This is a genomic window from Streptomyces thioluteus (assembly GCF_039535865.1).
The window spans coordinates 17,368-44,010 of sequence record NZ_BAAAXZ010000072.1 but is presented as its reverse complement, the minus strand read 5'-3'; the positions used below and the strand labels follow the sequence as shown (position 1 = coordinate 44,010).

8 protein-coding genes and 2 pseudogenes are annotated in these 26,643 nt (G+C 66.6%); all 10 read right to left on the bottom strand.

Annotated elements, in window-relative coordinates; genetic code table 11:
- Window positions 1-14,345: 14,345 nt before the first annotated feature.
- A complete protein-coding gene (locus ABD794_RS09385) occupies window positions 14,346-15,650 on the bottom strand; it encodes an FAD-dependent oxidoreductase (RefSeq protein ID WP_344962302.1) in 1,305 nt (434 codons plus the stop codon).
- Window positions 15,643-19,998: a non-ribosomal peptide synthetase family protein gene (locus ABD794_RS09380; RefSeq protein WP_344962300.1), complete on the bottom strand. Its 4,356-nt coding sequence runs from the start codon at window positions 19,996-19,998 to the stop codon at window positions 15,643-15,645. The genes ABD794_RS09385 and ABD794_RS09380 overlap by 8 nt, the downstream gene beginning before the upstream one ends.
- A 1-nt stretch (window position 19,999) precedes the next feature.
- Window positions 20,000-20,332: an acyl carrier protein gene (locus ABD794_RS18765; RefSeq protein WP_425585975.1), complete on the bottom strand. Its 333-nt coding sequence runs from the start codon at window positions 20,330-20,332 to the stop codon at window positions 20,000-20,002.
- Window positions 20,316-21,440 (bottom strand): annotated as a pseudogene (locus ABD794_RS09375) (AMP-binding protein); the annotation flags it as partial. The pseudogene ABD794_RS09375 and the gene ABD794_RS18765, both read right to left, overlap by 17 nt.
- Before the next feature lie 85 nt (window positions 21,441-21,525).
- Window positions 21,526-21,828, bottom strand: a pseudogene (locus tag ABD794_RS18760) (AMP-binding protein); the annotation flags it as partial.
- 19 nt (window positions 21,829-21,847) lie between these two features.
- On the bottom strand, window positions 21,848-22,702 hold the full coding sequence (locus ABD794_RS09370; protein WP_344962296.1) for an alpha/beta hydrolase: 855 nt from the start codon (window positions 22,700-22,702) through the stop codon (window positions 21,848-21,850).
- Complete coding sequence (locus ABD794_RS09365; protein ID WP_344962293.1) at window positions 22,695-23,738, bottom strand: methyltransferase; 1,044 nt, start codon at window positions 23,736-23,738, stop codon at window positions 22,695-22,697. The genes ABD794_RS09370 and ABD794_RS09365 overlap by 8 nt, the downstream gene beginning before the upstream one ends.
- A 125-nt stretch (window positions 23,739-23,863) precedes the next feature.
- On the bottom strand, window positions 23,864-24,526 hold the full coding sequence (locus ABD794_RS09360) for a tryptophan 2,3-dioxygenase family protein (RefSeq protein ID WP_344962308.1): 663 nt from the start codon (window positions 24,524-24,526) through the stop codon (window positions 23,864-23,866).
- Window positions 24,527-24,644: 118 nt separating this feature from the next.
- A complete protein-coding gene (locus tag ABD794_RS09355) occupies window positions 24,645-25,892 on the bottom strand; it encodes an aminotransferase class V-fold PLP-dependent enzyme (protein WP_344962291.1) in 1,248 nt (415 codons plus the stop codon).
- On the bottom strand, window positions 25,889-26,485 hold the full coding sequence (locus tag ABD794_RS09350) for a hypothetical protein (RefSeq protein ID WP_344962289.1): 597 nt from the start codon (window positions 26,483-26,485) through the stop codon (window positions 25,889-25,891). The genes ABD794_RS09355 and ABD794_RS09350 overlap by 4 nt, the downstream gene beginning before the upstream one ends.
- Between the last annotated feature and the right edge of the window lie 158 nt (window positions 26,486-26,643).

Below are 26,643 nucleotides of genomic sequence, written 5' to 3'. Positions count from 1 at the left end.
GTACAACAGGGGAGAGATAGACGACGGCACCGACCGGTTATTACTCCGGTGGGCGCCGACGACCGCGAACCCCTTCATCTGGCCAGAAGAAGTTCTTCGGTCCAGCAACCTGGTCAGCTGCCCTCCCACACGGGCCCACGCGGTGCACTGTGCCGGTAGGCCAGAAACCTTCCGGACCCTACGCACCAAATGATCGGACGCACCGCGTTGCTCTTAGTATCCATGCCCACGTGGGGCGGGCGCACCCGGCACCGGAGAGGAGAGCTCTTCTCACGACCGGGCTGGCCAGACTGATCCGGCGGAAGACACCGGGGTCGAGATTACCGACAATGGCGTTTCGGTTGGTGTACTCCACCGGGGATTCATGCACCGCCGCGCCGCGCGTTTGTGTGTTTTCACTGGTGTTGGTGGGTGTTCGCGAAGTTTGATGTGCGGCGCCGGCCGTTGGTACACGCTCGCTCCGCGTAACACGCTCCCTGCGCCCCGTTCTTCGTACTCGTCCACCGAGGCCGAAACCGTGGCCGGGATTTGAGAGTCATCTGCGGTGACCATCTCGACTATTCGTGGGTTCTGATCCGAGGCGTCGAGTGCGAATCTTTCGGAACGGGGTGACCGCTGCGCAGCGGGCCCGCGCGGATGTTGACATCTCTTCCGGTCCCGTGCACTTTACGGTCGATTTCGCTATTCGTGATTGTTCGCCGTGGCGGCGGGATGGTATGCGTCGGATACATCTACTATGCTGGGTGCTGTGTGTGGGATTGGGCTCCCGGATGCGCGGGGGGGGCGAGAGCTTTGACGGTTCGTAGACACCTTGAACAATTGGTCTGCCGACCCTGATTATAGGTGGTTTATTCCTCGGGGTCGTGTCAGGCTCCGTGTCAGGTGTGGTCTTTGATTTTCCGTTATCCTGTGTGCCGGGCTCGTTATGCGTCCCGCCCGCCGGGCGGGGCCGCATTCCGCGCAATACCATTGTTTTGGTTGTGGTACAGGCGAGGTATCATTTCAGTGCCAGCGGTGCCTGCGTTGTACCGTTGCGTAGATTGATGAGATTCTGGCATGTGTTGTTTTGTTGGGAGCTCGAGGTCCTCGTTAAATAGCTCCGGTGCGTGTGCACATTTGCGTGTCTGGTGCGGACTCATTGCGCTCAGCAGCGCCGCGTTCTCTCGTGATGGCCGAAGTGACTCCCACACGTGGTCAGGCGCTGGCCGCGGCAGACGGCTAGTGTGCGGGTCTTGGTGTGTCTTCAAGCGCCAGGACAGTCTAGTGACAGGGGGAGGGATTTTGATATGTTGTATAGTCCTAGCGCGGCCCGCCCTGTTGCGACAGAATTCGACATGGCAGTGGGGCGGCCGGTGCACGAGGGAACCTTGTGAGGCGCAGCAGTGGTTGTCTGTCCCGATTTGAGCCTGTGTCTACGGGGGTGCGATCGGTCCATCGGACAGTGGTCCGTTCCGTCAGCTGGACGGGGTCAGCCGCCGTTCAGCGCAAAAACGGAAGGGTGGATGCACGCGTGCCATCATTGTGCCTCCAGCGGTCGCCGAAGTGTTGCGGTTCTTTCCCAGGTTTCGGGCGGTCAGCGTGGTGAACTTGGCTGCCTGAACGCGGGTGATCCGCCGGGGGTAGGTCGATGTTGAGGTTGGCGCAATTAGGTGCAGGCACGAAAAGGGTTTCGCAGAGGCGGTCTCGGACGCCAGTGCACCGGCGGCAGTGGTCTGCGCGCGCTGCGGCGAGACGCGGAGTGCAGTTAACGATGTCGGCTACGGAAGCCGGAGCTCGGAACGGCGATGACGTGCCGTACCGCGGTCCACCGGCCAGCTCGTCCCGCTCCAGCGGCCGGCCTCCTTCGCCTCACGGGCACGGGGGGAGGACGGGCTCGAAGCGCGGTACCGTCAGTATCTGTCAAGGAACAGTGGGTTCGGTTCACCTTTCCGGTCCGTGCGGTAGATGCATGCCGGCCCATATAGAACCGTTCCATGCACCAGTATAACCGGAGGTCACCAGGTTCGGTAATCAAATCAGGCTGTCCCCTGGACGATAACGGGTCGGGCCCACATGGCTCCGCCGTTGTCCGCGTCGCGGCGTAGCCCGATTTGCCCGGGACGAGACCACCGGGTCGACCGTCGACGACACACTACTCCGCCCTCCTACTCAGTCCGAACGTGAAGCGCGCGTGCGCCGCATCGTGACGGGAATGTGGCGGAGTGTGGTAGTGCGAGCTATACGCCATACGTGACAAGGAGGACCGTGGCTGTGACCTACCCTGGGGGTTGCCGATCGACGGAACAGTGGGGGCGGTGCCAGGCGAATTGGTCGTGGTCCGTGGTCGGGAGCAGTCCGCGTGGTCGCAGCGCTATCAGACTATGGTGGTGGGCCCCGGACGGGCCATACGGTATGGCGGTTGTAGTCAGGCGGGTCTCGGGGGTTTCGGCGGCGGCGATACAAGTCTCTGAGCGGAGGTGTCCTGCGTGGTCACCTGTACTCTGTAGGCCGTTTCTACCGTGAGCTGGTACAAAACCTCGCTCAGATCCGGGGATGGTCCACCGGGATGGGTGCAACGGTTAAGCGCAGGTGCAAATGGTCGGGCGAAGCATGTTCGGCGGAGCGTCGACGTAGGGAAAGGTGAGGGCGGTCACTAGCTTCGCAATCCTTTGCTGTGTCTTTGTGGACTGCGGAGTGGTTAGTTATAACCCAACGTGCCTCCGGGTGTGGCTAGGTGCATGGTGGGGTCCCTGGAATGAGACGGGCGTTCCAAGGGTTAAGACTCCGAATGTGCCGGGGCATGTATGGATGGGTTCATGGCCTCGGCCGGAGAGAGAGATCGTCCATAGGTCCTTGGTTGCGGACAGCCGATTGCCGTAGTGTGTCATCTGCTTCATGTTGATATGGAAGGTGCACACAGGGCCCGTTGTGGGCCGTGCCCCGGTTCGTAGGTCCTGGGAGGTGTAACGTTTCGGAGGGCGCCTGTGCCCCGGGTATGACTTGCGCGTCCCGCCGTGGTGCCGTGTGGCCGCCCCGGTGGTGCTGGGCCCCCGTGTGGAGCGCGTCATGGAGTAGACTGGCGGTGAGGCTGTTGGTGTTAGGTGGGGATGGACGGCTAATGGTGTTCCACGCCGCCAATGTCGATTGGCGGCCGATGGAGGACACGCAGGAGTGCTCAGGTGTGGCCGGCCAGTCGGTGCAAGGTGTGGTTGGATAGCTCACGGACGCTCGCGTTTCGTCGTGCGCTGGATTACGGCGTCGGAGTAGCGTGTATTGTAGGCCGGTTGGTGCTAGGGGGGCTGCGTCGAGACCTTTATCTTCGTATGGCCACATAGGGGTGATTTACCTGATGGTACTCGGATCACAGGCGTACGGTATCTGTGGGTGACTGCGTGGGCAGGGGTTGACCGGGGGGGAGGTCGGAGCGACGGGGGGCGAATGGGCCGTCGCGGACCGAGGCCCCTGGTCCTGGCTAATGGCCTGCCTAGGGCCGCAGGCTGTCCCGTCCGTGGCCAGCTCTGGCGTATTGTGAGTCGCGTCGTCGCACGGCTCCGATCGCGCGCACGAATCGATGCCGGGGGCAGCAGTGTTGGGGGTTGTGTCCGGTGAGGGAGTTACGGCTGCCCGTATGGTGAACAGGTTGCGCCGGCAGGTCGTCGAATACGGGCCTGCCAAGGGGGCTGCGGGGGGGTGTAGGCGAGTCGGTGGTCCGGGGGGGCGTGCGATGGGTGTACTCTTATACTGGGCCGAGGCGTGACCGGTGCGTTTCGCGTCGCTGCCTCGTCAGGGGCACGGTGTCGGCAGGCGCAGTTGGTCTGTCAGGACCCGGTTGGTGTGGTCCGGTGCTGTGGCAGATAGGTCGTCATCGACCACGATTGTGTATCCAGCATAGGGTGGCGCCTGGGCGAGGTGGGGGCGTGACGGAGGGCCTGGGACTGCGCCGGGTCGGCCTTGCGGCCGACATGTGCTCGACAGCGACTCAGCGTGGTAGGTGTGTTCCGGGGGAGCGTCTCGTCCACCACGGAGTCGCACAGGGCCGATACTGTGCCCGGCCGGGCACGTGGTGTTACTTCAGGATGTCCGGGCGGCCCCCCTACGTGCGGGCAGGGGTGCGAGAGCCGTGGCGGTGTGCGAAGCCGTACGGCAGGTAGTCACGGGTGATCCATGGGTATTGAACGTAGGGATCGTGGGATCGGCGCCGCGAGTTCGGTGCCGTGGATGCACGTAGGTCGGCCTGATCGCCACCAGAGAGGGGCGCTCCAGCGGGTGGTGCGGTTGTCGGGGCAAGTGCCCTTTGCGCAGACGCGTACCTGGCATGTGGTGGGGTCCTGTGACTAAGGCGCGGCAGGAGGCACGATTCCACGCAACGGAGTGCGCATACGGCCGGGTCAACGGTGCCGGGGTGGGCACAAACGGTGTTGAGTGATATGAGCCTCGGCAAGCCTCGAGCATCAATCCGTCGTCCCGACGGTTGACCGGTTAATGCCCAGTGAGTACAGGTCGTCTCTGGTCGGTGGGTGCTGGCCTGTTCAGATGCTAAGACACGGTGAGGCCGAAGAGCGTATAACAAGAAAACATGGGGCCTAGGTTGGTGCGGGTGATGGTGCAGGCGTCCTACCAGCTGGGCGAACTACTGGCCGCTGAGACCGCAGTGGTGGAGGGGTTTACAGTTGTCTCATTCATCCGTCGGGGCATCGATGGCGGAGGTGTTAACCGATTAGAGGAAGTGAGGGTACGGGGGACGGATTGGGCTGCCGCCTCTGCCCTCGTGCGAGGTGTGAAATGTAAGATTGCACGAGCGTAGTGTCTTTGAGGTGGGTCCTAAGTTGTTGTATTCGGGTAGGAGCCGGGCCAGCGTTCTGGCCGACCAGTGGTCAGGTTACCCCGGTCAAGGAAGACTGTGGTCACCGCTTAGACCAGTGGGCGTGGAGGCATCACACAGCGGGTTTTGTCGCCGTGGGCCGGCCACGGGCCGGGGTTCGGCGCCATGGAACATGCCGTCTCAGCGGTGTAGGGCCTGCATTTCATGGAGATTGCGGAGGTAGGGGGGACTTGAGAGAGGACAATGGCGGTCCGAAGGACAGATGTGAGGTGTGATTGTTGAAAAATCGGCGGCAGCACGTGCCTCGGGCCCCAGGGCGGCGTAGGCGTGGAGGGTGGTGCCGGGGGGTGAGGCAGCACAGTAATCACGGCGTAGGAGTGCCCGCTATGTCAGGTGCGAATGGAGCGGGGGTGGCCGGCGACTTCCGTCACCTGCTACGGGGCCAACCGACGAGGCTCTTTGCGAGGAGGTCGGCAGATGACCGGGGTGTTGTGCGGCGGCACCTTCGTGACAGGGATTGCGGGGGATCGGAAGTACGCCTAGTTGCACGATTCTGGGCTGAATGTGAGGTCGCCGGGACAGCTGGGGGGGGTCCAGGGCTCGGAAGGGTGGTGGTGCGCAGGCGGCGGAAGGTGCGTCGCGGCGGTGCAGGGGCGGTGGCTGTCCGAGCGGCGGGGCGTGTGACGAAAGAGGCAGGGAGTAGATGTGTGGTTGAAGCCAGCGTACCATTTACCGAGGGGGAGAGGTGCCGTATAGGGGCGCAGTGTGCGACAGGTAGCTTGGGGTGTGTTAAGGCCGTGGTAGGGTCGCGTTGGCCCGGAATTGGCTCGTGCGAACCATGGATGCCGTTGGAGCTGGGGCCGGGTGGGGACTGGACAAGGGATGGAGACGCTGTCCGGGGGTCCCCGATCGTGGAGTTCGCTGGCTTGGAGCCGGTCGATCTCAGACACTCTGGACCAGGAAAGTCGTGCCTGTGGTGTGGGGGGCGGGTATCATTGTCGGCGAGCAACCAGCCGAGGCTGTAAACGAGGTGAGATATGCCACACTTGAGGGTGATTCGGTCTCAAACAACAACAGACATGCGGTAGGGAAGTGGTGAGTGGGTCGGAGTATGGGATCAGTGATCTCACTCACTGTGAGTTATAGATATCACGCGCGCGGTGTTCAGCGCCGACCGTTGATTCCGCACCAAGGGGTCGAGTCTGTGCGATAGCGGACATCCTCACTAACCGAGCGGACCATCGCGGATCGGGGCGGAGCGTATCCCTGCGGTGATCCCACCCGGCCCGGATCGCGCAATCTGGTTCGCGAGCATCTCGCGGGAAAGGGTCGGACCCCCGACCGCCTACAACCATGCCCTTGTGCTAGGCGGGGGTGGCGCCGACAGGGGCGTACCGGCTTGGGACGCACACCGCTGCTCGTCGCCGGGCGCCTGGGATGCATAGAGGCACCAGATGCAGAAGAGGGGCCGGGGGCGAAGCACGTCCGCGCTGCGCACGGGGTCAACGGCTGCGAACGCTGGACGCCCCGTGGGCGACTCGGTCAGCCCGATCGATAAGCACGGCGTCGTCGGGATCTCGATCTGTCGTGAGGAGTAGACGCGATAACACGACTAGAAGAATGGAGAAACGAGGGGGGGGGTGGGACCGGTACCGGAGACCCAGATGAGCTGTGGTGGACGTGCAACGTAGGGTCAGGGGGTGATGGAACGTGGTTATGTCGTCGTGCGGCTACAACATCCTGATCGTGGACCTCAATATGCGGGACTCGTTCTGCTCTGTGGTGCGTGGGGGCAACCACGGTTAGTCAAAAACGGGCCTCGAGCTCGGACTCGCCGTGGGCGCGGTGACGACGTGTGCATTGGTGTTTTAACATCCGACGCACAGACTGTCGTTGCGGCGATCGGTGATGTAGCCTTGCAAGCCCTAGCCTCCTGTGCGCGATACGTCTGAAGGGCGGCCTACAACCGCGCTGGCGGGATTCGCGCGACCGCCTGTGCGGGCCCACCGTCGCCAAGTGCTAGTGATGCTACGCCCCACTGGTCCAAGGCGTGGACCAGGTGCCTGGGTTAGCCTGACCACTGTCGGATGCAAGAACAGTCTGGCGGGACGGCCCCTCTCAGCCCTCCCCGAGTCGGTCGTTTCCGCGGCGAGGCCGGGCGCGCCAAAGTTGAACGGGCCGGCAACAGATCGCCTCGAGATGGGCCGTGGCTGTCGGAAGCGAGGTTAAAAGGGAGGCGAGTTCTTGCCGGCGTGAGGGATTCCCAGGTGTCACCGACCTGATAGCATGGGTGTCGTTCGGGGAGGCTTCTCGGCTTCGTTCTGCTGCACATGCAACCCCTGCCAGGGACGCTGTTAATAGACTGACCTGGGCATGGGGGCCCGTGTCACCGTGCGGTGGACGAGCGGTGAGTAGATGCTGAGGGTTGTACGGGCGAGTCTCTAACCACGACCGTTGTGCTCTCGGGCACACGTTTGGATCCGCCGATGGCGGACGCGGTGGGGGCGGGTATGTCCCTCGGGGCAGGAGTAAACTTGCGCGCGAGTCGTGAGGAGTTCAGGTCCTCGGGGCCTTGCAGACAACCGGTGCACACCACCGCTGGGGGCGGGTTGGTGTGGCCGTACCTCACGTGCATCGCGCACCGTGACAATGCTCGGCGTGGGCGCCGTGACGGGACCTGTTTTTCATAGTAACCGATGAATCAGCCCGTGAGTGGCGTGGGGTTCCGGGCTCGGGCGACCTTGCTTTAGCGGGACTGCGGCGTGTGAGTGGGGGCGACGTGTGGGACACCGTGGGAGGGAAGGGCGGAGGCGGTGCCGGGATCGAGGCCAAAGTGAACCGAACCTGGCGATCGTGTGTGGAGGCGAGACGCGGCGTGGGGGTGACGCGACTACACGGGCTGGTCGGATGCGAGCACGATAGATCGGGGCCTGACAGCCGACGGCACTAGGTGGGCTGTCACCGGGCGGCCACCTGAGGGAGGGGTCGCCCACGACGCCAGGTGTCGGTGAACGGAGAGCTGTGGTCGATGACCGCGCATGTTGGCCAGGCAGGCGGCGCGGGAACCACAGCGCGGTGCCGGCGAAAAGTGCGGGGGCTAGAGACCGACGTGGAGAGCGTGAGCGGTAGGAGCGAGGCGGTCGCCAGGCGTGGGTGGGTTCTGTGCCCGCCGGGGCCTGACGGCAGCCGGTTGCACGCTGCAGGCGTGTGCTCACATCAAAAGGACTTGAATGGGCGGACCTGTTCAGACGAAGCACGGGGGCGCCGGGAGGGCAACACCTGCTGTGTACCTGCGCGGGCGATATCGAGTGGCGTTGACGGCGTGTAGCGGTTTACTGGGACTACGCATGAACCTGTGTCATCGGAGGGCCGCCGGGCGGTGGCTGCAGGTGCCGTGCGGTATCCCGTGGGGTGTTCCGCGACTGCGCCCCGCGTCGGGCGGTAACTAGCGAGATGAAGGGCTGCCCAATGGAGTCCCGAACTCGGTTTGGCGGACGGGTCATCGTGAATGACCTTCCTGGGCCTGGGCGAGGCATGCTACATCACAGCTCGACAGCCGAGCCAGATCCGACGGGAGCGGTTGAGCTTCAACCCTGCACGCACTGGGCGGCGCGGGAGTACATCCTGGTGTCGCGCAGTCGTGCACGATAGGGAATCAGTACGATGGCGGGGCCGTGGAACTGCCCTAACAAGGGCCTGCGATCTCAGGGGGCTGGACGCGCCGCGGGGGGCCAGGGAGCCAGTAGCCGGTGAGAGCGGCACCCGGGCGGGACGTGGGGCGCAAGTCTCGGGGCGGGACAGCGGCGTACTCGTCTACACAGACCTCAGGTCGTCGACTGGGCGCCCGAAGGGGCGTGCACCCTGCCGGAGACTCACCTGGCCAGATCTGTTTCCGCAACGCAGGAGTATATGTCTCTCCTCCAAGGCCTGTACGGATGAAACACCCTCCAGTACATGCCCCGGTGGCCTTACGACGTCTTCGTGAACCTTAGGATGTGTCTTCGTGGAGCGACTGTGGCACGCGGATGGGCCCGTTGTAGTCATACCTCCGGCCATGCCCGCACCGACTTCGAGGGAACTGGGCCGCGATTCAATGGCGCGGACAGCGGATCGAGCGTAGCGTACTTTGCGCCTACGCGCGCTCGCGCGAGCTCTGCCGCTTGCACTGGTCGTTCATGTCGCGTTGGACCTCCCGGATCTGCGCGAGGTGTAGTCACTCAGGTAAGGAACGGGGCTTGGTGGGTGAGCGCGAGGGGACCTGCGGACAGAAGTGGTTCCGACGACCGGGGGAAAGACCCCCGAGACGCCGCCTGATCAACTCCTACGGGGAGACCGTCCGGTAGGTGTGCTACACCTGTGCAGTGGGGTCGCGAGCGCCGTGTCGGCCGCTGGGACACCGTGCCATGGCCCTGCCCAGTCGCACGTTTCGAAATTCGGCCTGGTGTGTATCGCCGGTGTCGAGTGCGTACGGTGCTCAGCGGACGGTGCGTAGGTGCTGGCGCGTGCGCGCTCTGCGTTCGTTGTGCGGAGGGGGAGTGTGATGTGTGCCTGCGGGACTCGGGTGGTTCGTCGCCCGTGGTGTACATGGCCTGCCGGAGCGGGACACCGGTGTGCGGCCTTGGTGGCCCGATCCCGTTCGTCGCGACTGGGCGAGCGTTGATGTGTCAGCCAGGAACGTTGCGGTGATACGCGCTGGTGGTGGCTGGTGCAAGGACGGGGATGGGGCGCATGCACAGTACCGGTCGGCCGTGTGGAAGGTGGAACGTACTGCAGATGGTAGGGATAGAGGTCCGGCGGGTTACCGGGCGGTGTCGAAGGCCGGGGTGAGGCTGGAGGAGCGCGGTATTTGTGGAGGCGGGGAGCGAGGCGGGTGTGGACGCGGGTGGACCGTGTCGAAATCGGCCGTTCCGGCCGAGGGCGGGGGGGGGTGACGCATCGTCCTAGCCAGACTGCGGTGTCAGCGCAGGATGAGTCGGACGCGTGCGCACTAGCTAGGGCCGGGTGGGGAGCCGGAACTGGGCGGCAGAAAGCGCCTCGTCAGCTCAGTGCTTGGGCCTGTGGGAAGTGCTACATGTGGTCCCGCCGGGCGGTCACCCGCGTTCGTGCCCATAGTTTCCCGCTGAGCGGGGTATGTGTTGAGGGTCCCGACGGGAAGGGGGGGACCGACCGCTTCGCGGCGCGGTGGAGATGGTGGCGACCGATGGCGTTGGGAACGCGTGTACACCGGTGGTCATTGTTGTGATCGGTCGCGTATAGCTCGGCTGCTGGGACGATGCGGGGCGAGAGAGTTTGGACGAGGGGTCCGGGTAGCTTTGTGATGTCCGTAGGTGGGGTGACCGGACGCCGAAGGCTAGAAGCGAAATGGGCCGACCTGTGCTGGCTCCAGGTCCTCGGGCACCAGCCGCCACGACCTGTATTTCGGACTTTCTCTGCTGACGAGTAGGTGCGGGGGCACATTGAATTGGTCCCGCTAGCAAGTCGCCGCCCGGTCCTGCACCTGAGTAACTGGCCACAGATGCACTGGGCGCTTAGTGCGCTGGCACGGCAGTGTCGGGGGGGCTGGTGTGCGCTGTGGGCTGCGGGTCGGTGCGTGGTTGGTAGGGGCGGGTAAACCTTGGTGAGCAGTGGCCGGTGCATGGGCAACAGTGATGGGACCTCGGGGCGGGCAGACCGTGTCGGGCGGAAGATACGTGTGGCTCGTGGGGGCCGGATATCTGAGGGCGGGTTCACGATCCCGGCCTGCGCGCTGCAGTGTGCGGTCGGCGGTGGGGGCGGAGGGGTCGGGTGTGCGCCTGACTGGCGCGGAATGTCGGGAACGGGGGTACTTGGGTAGTAATCGATGTGGGGGCGGGGGGGTCGTGACCTGTGGGTTCCATACTCGGGCGGAGCCTCTCCTCGACGAAAGGCTGCAAGCGCTGCCCAGTGTGGTGGCACCGCAGTGGTCCTGCCTGAGTCGGGCAGCGCGACAGTGCTGGGGGAGGGCGCAGGGCGGCCTGCGCGGCAGCGCGTTCGGCAAAACGTGAAAGTTTTGGCGCTACGGTCGACGCCTCCATATCGACGATGAGCGGGAGATTCGTGTCCCATGCGACCGTCCGGATCCGGCGGGGGGCGCGGGACAAGGGGGGATTTAGCGGGCTGGTGGCCTCAGGTGAATCGGAGTATAGTCAGGAAGGAGGATTGTCAGTAGATGTTGGGTGTGCGTCGCGGGGGTGAGCCTGGTGGTGGTACCAACCACGTCGGGCGGCGGGCACACATCGAGCTGGTGCGTCGCCCCTCTATCACAGCTAGTGAAACACACGGCGACCGTGCTCGACGGGCATGCGGCGTGACTGGCTGGATAATTTCTAGTGTTGGTCGAGTACCGTGCGATCGCCATTAGCGCTTCCTGTCTCGACCATGCTCGTGTGACTTGCGCCCGGCGGACTCCACGGCCCCGAGCCTCGGTTCGTAGAATGACTTCGGTGCCCAGGGTGAGCCCGCCTTCGCTGGTGGGCAGTCGTGGGTTGACTCGCAGAGCAAGTGGGTCGCCGTGAGCACGTGTGGGTGCGGGGCAGACGCGGAAGTTTCGTTCCTACCGGTCACAGTGCACCGCGTGGGGCCGTGTGGGCGGGCACAGCCGGACCTGTGGCGTGGCCGGACACACGGGACTTATCTTCTGCTGCAGATGGAAAGGGGTTCGGCGGGTGGCATCGCTGCCGACACCATGAAGGGGAGGGGCATCACAGAGGGGGATGCCAGTCGGTCGGAGTTCTGGGGCTCCGCGTGGGACGTGAGCGGGTGTGGCGCGGTGTGGCGGATCGTGCCGAACGTCCGAGGGCAATGCCGGGACCAAGCGAGAATTCTGGGCTTTGGTTCCACCCACGCGGGCTCACTTACTGGGGTGGGGCGATCCAGTGCCAGGAGGCGATCCGGGCGGAGGGATCAACCCGGCACGCCCGGTGCGCACCCGGCTGCCTGGATGGTCGCGCCTGGGAGCGGAGGGGCCCGCATTGCCGGGCGATCAGGTGGGGACTGGTCCGCTGGTGCCCCTTGAATGCGGGAGGGCGTGATGCGCCGTGTGGCGACATCTCGTCGGCCAACGAGAAGTCCGTCCATCCGCCGCCTGGGCCGGGGACGTGAGGATGGTCCGCTGCCAACCGGGGGCGCAGATCCGGTAGTGGGTGTCCATCAGATGGTTCGCGTACTGTCCGTGCACGGTCCGGGGCGCGGTGCCGCCGCCGTGTCGTGAGCGAGCCTCTTGGACGGGGGCATAGTGTCTGAGCTGGTGGACAAGCGCTCAGTGAGGTGATCATCGGCGCGCGGTCCTGAGCGGTCGCTGCGCGCTGGCCACGGCTAGCTCAGGAGTGCTGGCCGTGGTGTGAAAGGAGAGCCTGGAGGGGAGGTGGAGCGTCTTCGGAACGGGAGGGGAGGTTGGAAATGGCGTGGCCCGATCAGGGGTCGGGGGGGCAAGGGCGAGGATCGCTTCAACCGTCAACCCTCACGCCTCACGGCGATCGCTCGACTAGGCTTTCCGGGGGGCCGACGGAATGGGTTACAGAAGGTGGAGGGAGGCGAGAAGGCGCCGCCTGCTATAGGACCTGCAGGAGGGTTCGAGGTCGGCTGGTTTCGAAGGGAATCGGTGAATGCGTGGTCCACACACCATGATGACGGGGGGCGGATCTGCCACTTCATCCCTACGGCACCAAACGGGGACGTCCCAGACGCACTGCTGTTCCGTTGATACCCCGCGCCGTGGGTCCTAACAGGCGCCATCCGGGGCGGGACCATGCGCCTGGGAGCGGGTCGGGTGCCCCGATCCACTACGGGCGGGTGAAGGTGTGCGGTTGTGTGCTGTGGGAACACCAGTGTGGGCCCGTGTCCGTCGTGGCGTCTGGCTGGGGCTGGGGGATGTATGAGGAGGGCAGCGTGGTGATACGGAGCCCACGAGCGTGTCATGGGATGAATGGTGCGTGGAGGGCGCGCGACCTGAGTTGGTGGGGGGGGCTGTCACGGAATGACGGGGCCGAGAGAACACGGCCGCGTGTAGCGGACAGGGGCATTTATATACCGTACGCACGAAGACCTGTGAGGAACCATGTGAGGTCGACCCGAGAGCCGCGACAGAGTCCATCTGACCTCACAGGGGTATGCCGAGATCACGATGGATGTACGCGGCGCCTACCCGACCGGCATGCACCTGTGGCGCGCGGGTTGAAAGCAACATTTCCTTCGCAGGCGGCCAGCCGGAACCCGGGGACCAACGTTTCAGCCCGAGTCTGTTTCAAAAACGATGGAACGCCGGGGCGCTCCAGGGGCGGCAGTTCTCGCGTGCCTTCCTCACGAGGCCGAAGCGGTCGCACGCCTACTGGGCGCGCAGCGAGTTTCCCCGACGTGTTCGACCGACATGCCCGAGGTCGGGCCAGGGAGCTGATGTCACGCACGCCCAGCAGGCTTCCGCAATCATCAGAGTTGGAGTTTGCGGCCCCCTACATTCACGGGCGCTCGGTGGCTGTGTGGTGACAGTGGCCGCGCAGCCGTCCGTACCGTTCTTCGGCGCAGGGCATAGACCTGCAGCTTGCGAGGACGCGGCCACGCTGTCCGGGCTACTGGAGACAAATCTCCCGATCGGGGGGGCCCGTTACGCGGACAGATGCGCCAGGTGATGGGAGAACATCGTGGAGAAATACAGCGGAACGCGGGTTGTCGGCGGGGCACGCGTTGGCGGAACTGTCTCCTTTGCGAAACCTTCAGGAACTCTCGCGCACGTCACCATCCGTCATTTCACAAGCAACGCCGCGCACTGACGGCGGTTGCATGAGCAATATCCGGATTGTACAACCCTAATTGTACCAGTTGGTGGCATTCCACCCAGCACGCCCTTATGACGTGCACAGCAAACGCACGAGTGTGAGTTCGGCGCTCGGACTCATTGTGGCCGGGCCGGAGACCTTGAGAAAGTGAACAGACACCATTCAATCGCCGAATTCGTCGAGAAGGGCACGGTGCGGACTCGTGTGCGACGACAGAAGCGCACCGTGAATTCGTGGGGGTCCACAAAACGTCCTGGAGTGGTGCCCGTGGGTGCTGCCCTTGTCGCAGACGTGTCAACTCCGTTCCTGTAAGGGCCACTCTCGACTATGCCCTACATCGTGCCGCGAGCTTTCTTTCGCTGGACGGTAGGCTGGCGTGTGATTGGCTTGCGGTGTCTCGAGAACGAAATCAGTCAGATCACCTGCACTGCGGTAGGGATCTGTGTGTACATTGTGAGCGTGTGATTAAGGTGCCGTGTTCGTCTTTCGCAAGATCAGACATGGGTGCTGCGGACTGGTCCCTGGCTGGGATGTGTGAGCTATTGCAGAGATGAATCCACTTTGCATGCCCAGTATGGTGTCGTCTTAGGTGATTCGTGTGTGGTGTCGTGTTAGCACACGAGTGCCTTGGCATACTGTGTTTAGTGCGGGTCTTGTTTCTCGATCGAATTTCGGGGGAGTGCGATGCACAGGCTGGGTGGGTGGACTGGTTCCTTCTAGTGTCTCGTATGTCGTCGGGGCCATCACGGCATCAACTATAAAGTAGTCAAAGAAAAAAAGAAGAGCGCCGAACTCAACCTGCGGTGCGTTTGCTGTGCGACGTCATAAGGCGTGCTGGTGAATGCCACCAACTGGTACAATGGGGTGTACAATTCCGGATATTGCTCATGCAACCGCCGCTCCAGTGCGCGGCGTTCGTGAAATGACGGACTGGTGACGTGCGCGGAGAGTTCCTGAAGGTTTCGCAAGGACAGTTCCGCCAACGCGTGCCCCGCCGCAACCCGCGTTCCGCTGTATTTCTCCACGATGTTCTCCATCACGGCGCCGTCCGCGTAACGGGCCCCCGATCGGGCGCTCTCCAGTAGCCCGGACAGCGTGGCCGCGTCCTCGAAGCTGCAGTTGATGCCCTGCCCGAAGAACGGTACGACGGCGTGCGCGGCGTCCCCCACCAGCACCGTGCGCCCGTGATGGTAGGGGGCGCAACTGATGATGCGGAGCCTGCTGGGCGTGCGTGACATCAGCTCCTGGCCGACCTCGGGCATTCGGTCGAACACGTCGGGGAACTCGCTGGCGCAGTAGGCGTGGACCGCTTCGGGTGAGGACAGGCCCGAGAACTGCCGCCGTGGAGCGCCGCGTTCCATCGGTTTGAACAGACTCGTGGTGAACGTCTGGTCCCGGTTCGGCTGGGCCTGGAGGAAATGGTCACCCCGCGGCCACAGGTGCATGCCGGTCGGGTCGGCGTCCCGGTACTCCATCGTGATCTCGGCATACCCGTGGTCGATGGTGTCGCGGGTGACCCACATGTCCTCCGGGTGCGTACGGTAAATCGCTTCCCGTACCGCGCTGTTGGCCCCGTCGCAGCCCACCATCAGGTCGGCCTGGACCCATGCGGTGGCTCCGTCGCGCCCCTCCAGCAGTGCAGCCGGACGGGCGGTGTCCACAGCAACGCACTTACGCCCGTAGTGGATCCGGGCACCCGACCGCAGCGCATGGTCCCGCAGGATGGCCTGTAGGACCCGGCGCGGGATGGACAGCAGATGGTGGGAGTCCGTGGTGCCGTAGGGCTGAGTGGAGATCGCCCCGTCACGGTGGTGGACGATCCGTTTGACCAGGACCGAACCTTGCAGGTAGAGGCGGCGTCTGACCGGTCGGGGCAAGCAGTCGAGCCCGCGTGAGGTGAGGGTGAGGTTGAAGGAGTTGCCCGACCCCGATCCGGCCGCCTCCTCCTCCCGTTCGAAGACGTCCACCTCCAGGCCCTGCCGCCGCAGCAGCGTGGCCAGCGCGCAGCCGACCGGGCCGGCGCCGATGATCACCACTGAGCGCTTGTCCAGCTCAGACACTATGCCCCTCCAAGGGTGCTCCGCCCGGCGGCGGCACCGCGCCGACCGTGCGGAAGTACGCGAACATCTGATGGACCCATCCGGTATCGGCCGGTGGCAGCGGACATCCCACGTCGGCCAGGGCGGAGGCGGACTTCTCGTTGGCGAACGAGATGTCGCCCAGGCGCATCACGCCTTCCCGCATCAGGGGCACCAGCGGACCCAGTCCCCCACCCTGATCGCCGGCTTCGGCCTGCCGCTCCAGCGCGACCATCCAGGCAGCGGGTGCGACCGGGGTGACCGGGTATCCCTCCGCCCGGATCGCCTGGATGATCTCGACCCAGGTGAGCCCGCGTGGGTGGAACAAATGCCAGTTCTCGTTGTCCGGCTTGCCCTCGGACAGTCGGACGATCGCCCGCGCCACGTAGTCCACGGGGAGCAGATCGACGGACGGCACCCCTGTGATGTCCTCCGGGTGGCAGCCGAGCACCGCGAACCCCTTCATCTGCAGCCAGAAGAAGTCGTCGTGTCGGCAGGCACCGGTCCGGCTGTGCCCGCCCACACGGCCCACGCGGTGCACTGTGACCGGTAGGCCGAACTTCCGCGCCTGCCGCACCAAGTGCTCGGCGACCCACTTGCTCTGCGAGTACCCGATGCCCAGCGAGGCGGGATCACCCGGCACCGAGTCTTCTACGACCGGGCTGGCCGTGGAGTCCGGCGGGAAGACACCGAGGGTCGAGATGACGCGCAATGGCGTGCGGTTGACTCCACAGAATTCCAGCAGCCGCCGCATGCCCTCGACGTTGGTGTGTTTCACTGTGTGATAGGGGGCGACGAAGTTGATGTGCGCCGCCGCGTGGTACACCTCGCTCACCCCGCGCGCCCACGTCTCGTACTCGTCACCGAGGCCGAACCGTGGCCGGGAGAGGTCGCCGGGACAGATCTCGACCTCGTCGATCCTGGAGGCGTCGAGTGCGAACTTTCGGAACGCCGCGCGCAGGCGCCCGCGCCCCTCCTCCGCACTGTCGGCGCGGATCAGGCAGGACATGCGGTGCCCGGAGCGCTGCAGTTCGTCGAGGAGATGGCTGCCGAGGAACCCGGTCGCCCCGGTGAGCAGTACCGTCCCGTCCGCCGGCGGGCGCCGCTCCGCCACCGCGAGCTGCGGCAGGCGGGCCTCGTGACGCAGATCCGGCTGGCCGATGCCGAGGTCGCCGCCGAGGCTCTGTGCCATGCCGCGCACTGTCGGTACGCTCAGCAGCGCCGACAGCCCGATGCCGGAGCCGCAGTGCTCTTTGGCCAGCCGGTGCAGCCGGGCGGCGAGCAGGGAGTGCCCGCCCTGTTCGAAGAAGTCGACATCAGGTGTGGCGGGCCGGTGCCCGAGGACCTGGAGCCAGAGGTCGGCCATTGCCTGCTCGGCGTCGGTCCACTCGGCATCCGGTGCGTCAGCGCGGTCGCCGCCGTCAAGCACGGTGTCCGCGTCCAGCATGGCCTCCAGCGCCCGACGGTCGGTCTTCCCGTTCGGCGTCAGCGGGAAGGCGCCGACGCGGGTGATCCGCCGGGGGATCATGTAGTCCGGCAGCACGGTGCCGAGGCGTCCGCGCCAGTCCGGCGGCAGTGGCGCGTCGCTCTGCGCGAACGCGTGCAGGACGAGGTCCCCGCCGGCCGGAACGGCGATGACGGCCACCGCGTCCACCGCCAGCTCCCGCTCCAACGCCGCCTCCGCCTCACCCGGCTCGACGCGGTACCCGCGGATCTTCACCTGGTCGTCCTTCCGGCCGCGGTAGTGCATGCGCCCATCCGTTGCCAGCACCACCAGGTCACCGGTTCGGTACATCAGCTGCCCCGGGACGAACGGGTCGGGCACCATGGCCCGCCGTGTCCGCTCCGGCAGGCCGATGTACCCGGGCGAGACCACCGGTCCCGCGACACACAACTCCCCCTCCACACCGAACGGAGCGCGCTGCGCCGCATCGACGTCGCTGAGCACGTACGCATCGACACCGGCGACCACCCGGCCGATCGACGGGAGGGCGGGCCAGGCATCGGTGTCCGCGGGAAGCCGCTCCGCGCTGCACAGGTGTGCCTCGGACGGGCCGTAGGCGTTGATCAGGCGGGTCTCGGGGTTTCGGCGGAACATCTCGCGCAGGTCCTCGGTCACCACCAGCCGTTCACCGGTGACGTACACCTCGCGCAGATCCGGGAGGTCCACCGCGCATGAACGCAGTGCAGCGGCGAGCTCGCGGAGCGCGACGTAGGGAAAGTACGCACGCTCGATCCGCTGTTCGGCCATGAATGCGGCCAGTTCCTCGAAGTCGGTGCGGGCACTGGCCGGAGGTATGACCAACGTGCCTCCGGTGCACAGTGTCCCGAAGACCTCCAAGGTGAAGACGTCGAAGGCCGGGGGCATGTACTGGAGGGTGTTCATCCGTCGGCCGGAGGAGAGAATCTCCTGGTTGCGGACCAGATTGGCCAGTGTGGTCTCCGGCAGGGTGACGCCCTTGGGGCGCCCCGTCGAGCCTGAGGTGTAGACGATGTACGCCGTGTCCCCGGGAGACTTGCGCGTCCCGCCGGGTGCCGTTCCCCGGTGGCTGGCCCCGGGCGCGTCCAGGAGCTCGAGGCCTTGGGGCAGTTCCACGCCCGCCATGTCGATTCCGGCCGAGGACACCAGGATGCTCGCGCCGCAGTCGTGCAGGGTGAAGCTCAACCGCTCCGTCGGCTGGTCGGCGTCGAGCGTGATGTAGCTGCCGCCGGCCAGGAGGATTCCGATGACCGTCACCACGAGTTCGGGACTCGGGCGCATGAGTACCGCGACGGGGGCGCCGTCGCGGACACCCCGGTCCGCAAGGCCTGCCGCCACCGCGGCGGCCCTCCGTGCCAGCTCTGCGTAGTCCGTCGTCACGCCGTCCGCCACGATCGCCGGGGCAGCAGGTGTTGCCTCGGCGCCCGTGGTGAACAGGTCCGCAGTCAGCACGCTGCCCAGCTGCGGTGCGTCGGCCCGGCGGGCACAGAACCCGGCGACCGCTCGCTCCTCCTCGTCGCCGGTCCAGCGCATTTCGCGGACCGGTGTGTCCGGGCTGTGCAATGCGGTCTCGACCAGTGTCCGCAGGCGCTGGGCGAGGTGGGCGGTGAAGCCCTCGCCGTCGGCTGCGGCCGACATGTGCTCGACGACCAGCGTGTAGTGGTCCGGCGTCTCGTCCACCACGATCGCCAGGTCGTACTTGGCTCCTCCCGGCACGTGTTCCCAGGTGTCCGCGCCCCACTCGCGCAGGTCCAGGCGGCGCGAGCCGGACGGCATCACGGTGATCATGGTATTGAACAGGTCGTCGGCGCCGCCGAGTTCGGTGCCGGATGCACGTAGGTCGGCCACCACCGCCTCCAGCGGGGTGTGCCGGTGTCGCAAGGCCCCGAGGACCTGCTCCTTCACTGCGCGCAGCACATCCCGCACGGTCGCATCGGCGGTCAACCGGTGCCGGAGCACAACGGTGTTGGTGAGATGCCCGACAACCTCAGCATCTCCGTCGTCCCGCACGGTGACCGGGATGCCCAGGAGTACATCGTCCTGGCGGGTCTGCCTGTGCAGCAGCACGAAGCCGAGAGCTACGAAGAACATGCTGGTGGTGATGGACTCCGCCCGGCAGAACTCGCCCACTCGCTCCGACAGCCGGCCATCGAGGGCGAGTTGCCGGGTCACATGGCGCGCCCGGCCCTCGCCGGGAAGACCGATCGGGGAGGGGGCCGGGGCGTCCGCCAGCTTCTGCCGCCAGTGGTCAGGTACCCCGGCACTGGTCCACCGCTTGGACCAGTGGGCGTAGGCATCCACAGCTTGGCGCCGGGGCCGCACGGCCGGTTCGCGGCCATCCGCCAGCGCGGTGTAGGCCGCTTCGAGTTGGCGGAGGTAGGGCTTGAAGGACATGCCGTCGAAGACAGTGTGGTGGATGTTAAACACCAGCACGCTCCGGCCCCGGGCGGCGAGGCGGAGGTGCCGCACCAGAGCGAGAGGCCCGCTATGCAGGTCGAAGGCGGTGGCCGCGACTTCCGTCACCTGCTCGGCCACCCAGCTCTCGGGATCCGGACCGGTGTGGTCGCGCACCTCGACGATCGGATCGAGTACGCCGTGCACGATCTGGCTGAGGTCGCCACGGGGGTCCAGCTCGAAGGTGGTGCGCAGCGCGGAGTGCGCCCGGTGCACGGCGTCCAGCGCGGCGACGAGCAGGGTGTGGTCCAGCGGTACCTCCGGGCGCAGCAACAGGGGCTGGTTGTAGGCCGTGGGGTCCGTCCCGGAGATGCTCGCGAACCAGATGCCGGACTGGGCCGGGGACGCAGGGAGACGCTCCGCCCCGATCGGAGGTCGCTGGCTTGGAGCCGTCATCTCAGACTCGACCTCGCTTGGTGCGGATCAGGTCGGCGACACCGCGCGCGGTGCCGGCCTCGACGATCTCTCCGGGGGCCAGGGCGACCCCCACCACGTCCTCCAGCCGGGCACCGAGGTCGATCAGGTGCAGCGAGGTGACCGCGTTTTCGAGCAAGCCGTCGTCGAGGCCGATCTCCTCGCCCCCGCGCACCTCCGCCAGCGTGGAGGCCACGACCGCGGCCAGCTTGTCCTGCGCGTCGCCGCCCCAGGACCGTCCGGTGGTACGGGGCCGCGAGGCGCGAGGACAAGTCCTTGCGATCGATCTTGCCGTTCGCGTTGAGCGGGAAGGCATCGAGGACCAGCGCTGCCGAGGGGACCATGTAGTCGGGCAGACGCCCGCGCAGCTCCTCCAGCAGATCCCGCTCCACGAGGCGGTGGCCGGGCTCGGGCACGCACCACAACACGAGCTGGTCCGCCGCCCCGTCGCCGGGCGCGGCCTGGGCCACCGCCTGCGCGACGCCGTGCACCGTCTCGGCGGCCATCTCGACGTGCCGCGGCTCGACGCGGAACCCACGGACCTTGACCATCTGGTCGGTGCGTCCGGCCAGCACGATCTCGCCGTCCCCGGTCAGCTTGGCCAGGTCGCCGGTACGAAGCAGGCACTGGCCCTCGTGCCGGACGAACTTCCGCTCCGTGAGCAGCGGATCACCGTGATACCCCAGCGCGACGCCGTCGCCGGCGATGCACAGCTCACCGATCTCACCGGGCGGGCAGGGGGCGAGCGTCTCCGTCCGCACCGTCATCTCAACGGTCGGCATGGAGCGCCCGACCGGGATCTCGGCCGTGGACAGGTCTTCCGGGGTGATCTTGTGCACCGCGGTCAGTGCGGAATTCTCCGTACAGCCAAAGGCGTTGAACAGGTCACCGTCCTGGACGGCGGCCAACGCCCGCTCGATGTGCCGTGCCGACGGGAAGTCACCGCTGACGATCACCGACCGGACTTGGGCGACAACCTCCGGGTGATGCTCGACGAGCAGATTGAACAGATCCACGGAGAGGTTGAGCACCGAGATCCGCTCGCGTTCCACGAGCCGCGCGAGTTCACCGAGTTGCGGCACGTCCTGCGGAGCGACGGTGAGCCGGCCGCCGCGCAGCAGGCAGGTCCAGATGTCGGTGGTCGATGCGGCGAAGGTCGGCTGCGCGAGCTGCAGGAACCGGTCGTCGGGCCCGGGCGTGAAGCCGGTCAGGTGACGGGACACTCGCGCGATACCTCGATGGGCGATGACCACGCCCTTGGGCTCGCCCGTCGAGCCCGAGGAGAACAGGAGGAACGCCGGCGCCTCCGCGTCCACCCCGGACCGTACGGCCGCGCCGGACGCCGCAGCGGCTTCGGAGAGCAGGCTGTCGAGCGGGACGCACGTTCCGGCCGGAATGCCGTCCGCCGCCCGGGCACCCGTCACCGTCAGGGACGGCCTTGCGACATGCACACATCCGCGACGTGTGTTCCGCGGGGTGACGGGGGTTGAACGGGACCACCACGAGGCCGGCCTTGAGGATGCCGAGGAAGACCTGGTAGGTCGCAGGGCTGCGATCGAAGTGCACCCCGATGTACTCACCCGGGGTGAGCCCGCGGTCCTGCAGTACCCTCGCGATCTGGTTGCTGCGGGCGTCCAATTCGCTGTAGGTCAGGGTCGTCGTCCCGCCGTCGGAGAGCGCCTCGTGCGCCGGGTACTCCCGTGCCGTCCGCTCGAACGCGCCGGCGATCGTCTCGATGGTGGTGGCCTCGGTCGCGGTGACGGCGTCCGTCGTCGCGGTCCGGAGCGGCGTGGTGGTTGCTGGGTGTCTCATCGCGTGAAGTCACCGTTCCTTATTCGAGGTGGGATTCCGCCAGGCCCAGGTGACGCAGGCTGATACGGCCGAACGGCGTCGCCGGGTCAGCCAGGTCCAACGGCAGGTCGAAGTGGTCCCGGCCGGGCACCGTGTGCGTGCTCACCGGGACGCCGAGGGCGGCGAGGTGCGACGCGTACTCCTTCTGCTGGCGCAGGTACGTCCCCGTCTCGTGCTCGCCGGTCGCGAGCAGTACCTCGGTGCACCTCGGCGCGGGCATTGCCAGCGGGCTGCACTCGCGGGCGAGCCCCGGAGTGAGGCCGACGGCGTCGTTGACGTAGGTATGGGGGATCTCGCCGAGGTCGTACAGACCGCTGAGCAGGCAGGCGCTGCGCACCCACGGAGCCGTGCTGTGCGCGAGCGCCGCCGCGAGCAGGTGGGCTCCCGCACTGCTGCCCGCCACGTGTATGCGGTCCGGGTCAATCCCGTACAGCGGTCCGAACGTGGCCAGCCACGACAGGGCTGCCCGCACCGAAACGATCATTTCCGGCACAGTCCGAGCCGGTGCCAGCCCGTAGGACACCGCCACAAAGGCACACCCGTGCGCCACGGTGTGCTCTGCCGCGAAGCAGGCGTCCTCGATGCCGGACTCCTGCCAGTGACCGCCGTGCACGAAAACGAGGGCCGGCACCCCGGCCGCCGTCCTGGAGGCCGGGGAAGCGGGGAACACATGGCAGCGCTCGACGGTGGCAGGCCCGTACGGTACCGCCGCCCGTACCTCGAGGCGTGCCCGTGCGGCGTCGCTCCGCGCCCGGTACCGCCGCAAGGTCCCGGCCGCGTCACGGGCGACGGAACTCGGCGAGTACTCCCGGTCGAGCGGGCTGGGCTCATTCACCGGGCTTGCGCCCCTCGATAACTCCGTGCGGTGTCCAGCCGTGGTGATGAGTACGTGTGATGTCCACGAACCCGGCGGTGGCGAGCCACTCCTCGTGCTCGCACCAGGGATAGATCGTGGATTCCTCGAACGGCAGCACGGTGAAATACACATTGTCCAGCGCGGTGTACAGCGGTCCGGCACCGTCGTCGTCGGCGAACGCGTTGAAGACGACCACCCGGCCACCGGGGGACAGCGCCTCGAAGGCCCGCTTGAGCAGGGTCGCGTTCTGCTCCGGCGACCAGATCACGAACTGGTGGGCAAACAGCACCAGGTCGTATCCGTGGGGCATCGGCTCGGCGAACATATCGCCGGCCACCACGTCGATCCGGTCGCCGAGAGCGGCGGCCTCGACGTTGTCCCGGGCCACCTCGACGGCGCCCTCCAGGTCGAACACCGTCACCTTCAGATGCGGGTGGGCTCGCGCCAGGGCGATCGCGTTGACCGCGTCGCCACCGCCGACGTCCAGCACCTTGGTCACCGACCGGTAGTCCACCTGGTGCACCAGCACCGGGTTCGACAGTTCCGACCAGGCATGCATGCCCCGGTAGAACCGGTTCCCCAGCTCCGGGTTCTCCTCCAGCCGGGTGTAGAGATCGCGCCCTGTGCCGGGCAGGTGCTTCAGACCCAGGTTCTTGCCTGTCCGCAGCGACTCGGCGTACTCCTGCGCAGGCAGATAGGACACTCTCTGCTGGAAGTCGATGATGCTGCGAATATGAGGCCATGTGCCGTCGTCGATCGCGGCACGCAGTGTCTCGCTCGGCGTGTACCGGTCGCCCGTGCGCTCGGTGAGACCGAGCGCCGTCGTGCCCAGCAGCAGTGTTCGTGCGGACTTGGGAGGCAGCCCCAGCCCGGTGGAGACCTCGTCACTGCTGGAGGGGCCGTTCAGCGTCAAATACTCGAACAGCTGTAGTTCGGATGCTGCTCGCAGCTGCTGGAAAGCAGCGAATCCGAACAACACCGGGACGAGCGAACTGAGATCAACCGGCTTCCTCATCAGGCGGCTCCCAACAGGGTGGTGTCGTATTCCTTCAACGTGTTCCTCCGGCAGTCGTGTTGGCGTCACGCGCCGCGGTCAGAGGGTGTCGCCGGTTCTCGGCGGCGACGCGGCGCGAGCGCTGCCTAGAGACGGGTGCGGAAGGTCCACAGCTCGGGGAAGAAACGGTGCTCGTTGATCTCCCGGAGCCAGGACGCGCCGTCGCTGCCTCCCGTCCCGCTCTTGCCGCCGATCATCCGTTCCACGACGAGCAGGTGGGCGCCGCGCCAGTACGAGAACTGGTAGGCGACCTCCAGCAAGGACTCCGCCAGCCGGTGCTCGTCGGAGTACTTGTGCGGATCGTGGTAGATCTCCAGCCAGACGTCCTCGATGAGGGGGTCCGGCTCGTGCTGCTGCCACGGCACTTTCTCCACGCAGCGGGCCGGGACCACGAAGCCCCGCCGTGCCAGGTAGGCCAGTGTGGCGTCGTACACCGAGGGCTTGGACAGCTCGATGCGCAGTGACTTGTAACCGTCGGCATAGGCCGACTCCACGTGGTGGGGTGGCCGGTTGCCCATCGCGAACTCCAGTCCACGGTAGGCGAAGGACTGCACACCTGAGGCGTCGTTCAGCACGTGCCGGAAGGCCACGAACTCGTCGACCGACATGCCGTTCATCGACTCCCAGCAGGCCACGAGCACCCGCTGGGTACGGGTCGCACGCATCAGCGCGACGCAGGCGCCGACCGCGTCGTCCTTCTGGAGCGCCTGGCGTGCCTGGTCCAGGTCGTCGTACACGGCACGGAACAGCAGCTCCTTGACATGACTGATCAGGAGGAAGTTCAGCTCGCCCGGGCATTGGTGCGCGGCTGCTGGAGCTCGTGCAGTTCATCCATGCGGGCATAGGCGACGTATTCATGTGCCCGGGTCATCGTGCCTCCTTCACTACGTCGGACAGGTGGTGGACCGCGTGCCGCACCTGCTCGCGCGTCACGTACAGCGGAGCGAAGGCGAAGCGGACCAGGTCCGGCGGCCGCGAATCGACGAGTACGCCGCGCTCGGCCAATGCCTCCTCGACCCCCTCGGCGCCCGGAATCCGCAGCGCGAGGTGCCCGCCCCGGCGGTCGGCGTCCCGAGGAGAGACGAGCTGCTCCAGCAGATCAGGGCGGCTCAGCTCAAGGCATTCCAGGAAGAACTCCGCCAGCTCCCGGCTGCGGCGGTGCAGCGCGTGGATGCCCACATGGAGCAGAGGATCGAGGGCGTGGTTCAGGGCTACGAGGCTGAGCAGCGGGGGAGTGCCGGTGCGCCCTCGGTCAATGCCGGAAGCCGGCTCGAACGTGGGCGACATGGCGAAGGGCCGGGCGTGCCCGTGCCATCCGGACAGTGGGAGGTCCACCGCCTGCTGGAGTCGGAAGGGGACATACAGGAATGCCGGCGCCCCTGGGCCGCCCCCCAGGTACTTGTATCCGCACCCGACGGCGAGGTCCACGTCGTTGGCGTCGAGATCGACCGGCAGCACGCCCGTGGCGTGGCTGAGGTCCCACACCGAGATCGAGCCAACGGCGTGGCACAGCGCGGTAGTCGGCCCGATCCCGCGCCGCTCCCCGGTGCGGAAGTCCACGGGCGCGGCGACCGCCGCCGCCACCCGTGTGCCGTTCTCCTGCAGAAAGAGGTCGAAGCCCCCGCCAGATTCGGTGACGACCTGGCGCCCCAGGAGCCGGGCCACCGAGTCGGCAATGTACAGATCGGTGGGGAAGGAGGACGTCTCGACGAGCAGCACGGGCCGGTCCTCGCGCAGACGGCACGCGGCGATCAGCGCGTTGAACAGGGTTGTCGAGGTCGTCTCCCCGGCCACCACGATCTGCCCGGGCGCCGCGCCGAGCAGGGCCGCGAGTTTGTCCCCGATCGTCCGGGGCAGGTCCAGCCATCCGTCGCGAAACCAGCCCTGGACCTGACGCGCGGACCACTGGCCGTGCACGACGTTCTCCAGCTCGCCGGTCAGCCCGTCCCGCGGCGGGCCCAGCGAGTTACCGTTGAGGTGCACCTTGCCGTCGGTGGCGAAGCCGTGCGCGGAGGAGAAGAACGGGTCGAGACCTTCGCGGCACCGCGCCTTATCCTGAGGGTGGTCCCCGCCCGTGGGTCTCGTGGACGTGCTGGACTCCGGCTGTGTCGTCATCCCCCGGTCACCCTCCGGTCGTCGTCGCTGCCGTCCCCGCCGACCCAGACCCGCGCGGTGACCCGCACCTCGGCGGTGCCGCTCCGCACCGAGCCGGTGGAGCGCAGAACCGACTCGGTGCCGCGCCGCGTCACTTGGCGGATCGTCACCGGCGCGTTGCTGCCGTCGCCCAAGCCCAGTGGGACGAGCCCGAGCGCGGCCGCCGCCGGGAGGCATCCGGGGTCCTCCGGGAGCCCGAACCCGGGAGCGAACACGCGCGCCAGGATCTCCCGGTGCTCCGGGTCCCATCGGAAGAGCGTGAGGTCGGTGAGACCTAGCTCCGCCATGGCGCGCGGCGTCCGGAGCGGGCAGAGCCCGAGGATCGTCGGCGACCCGGAGGAAGGTGAACCCCTGCTGATCCCGCTCACCCGAGGAATGCCGCCGTAGGAACCGAACACGGCGGGATCGGCCGGAATCTCATGGTCCACGACCGGCCCGCTGAACGGTACTTCGACCACGTGGCCGTCGGTCCGCAGCCACTGGTATCCGGCCCCGGCCGTACGGCCCACTTCACCTGGGTCGAGGTAGCCCCTGCTGACCAGGAGGGCGGCCACGCCTGCCAGCGAGTGTGTGCCGAACGGCGTTTCTCTCCGCCGGTGTTGAAGATCCGCGACGCGAAGGTCCGCTCCGCCCGGGAACACTCGCTGACCAGCGCGCTCTCGACCGCCTGGTCGGTCGTGCAGGCATGCGCGGCGGCGTGTGCGACCGCCTC

Coding starts and splice junctions, on each gene's coding strand:
- ABD794_RS09380 (WP_344962300.1), bottom strand. CDS start 19,998: ATGACGGCTCCAAGCCAGCGACCTCCGATCGGGGCGGAGCGTCTCCCT.
- ABD794_RS18765 (WP_425585975.1), bottom strand. CDS start 20,332: ATGCCTTCCCGCTCAACGCGAACGGCAAGATCGATCGCAAGGACTTGT.
- ABD794_RS09355 (WP_344962291.1), bottom strand. CDS start 25,892: ATGACGACACAGCCGGAGTCCAGCACGTCCACGAGACCCACGGGCGGG.
- ABD794_RS09365 (WP_344962293.1), bottom strand. CDS start 23,738: ATGAGGAAGCCGGTTGATCTCAGTTCGCTCGTCCCGGTGTTGTTCGGA.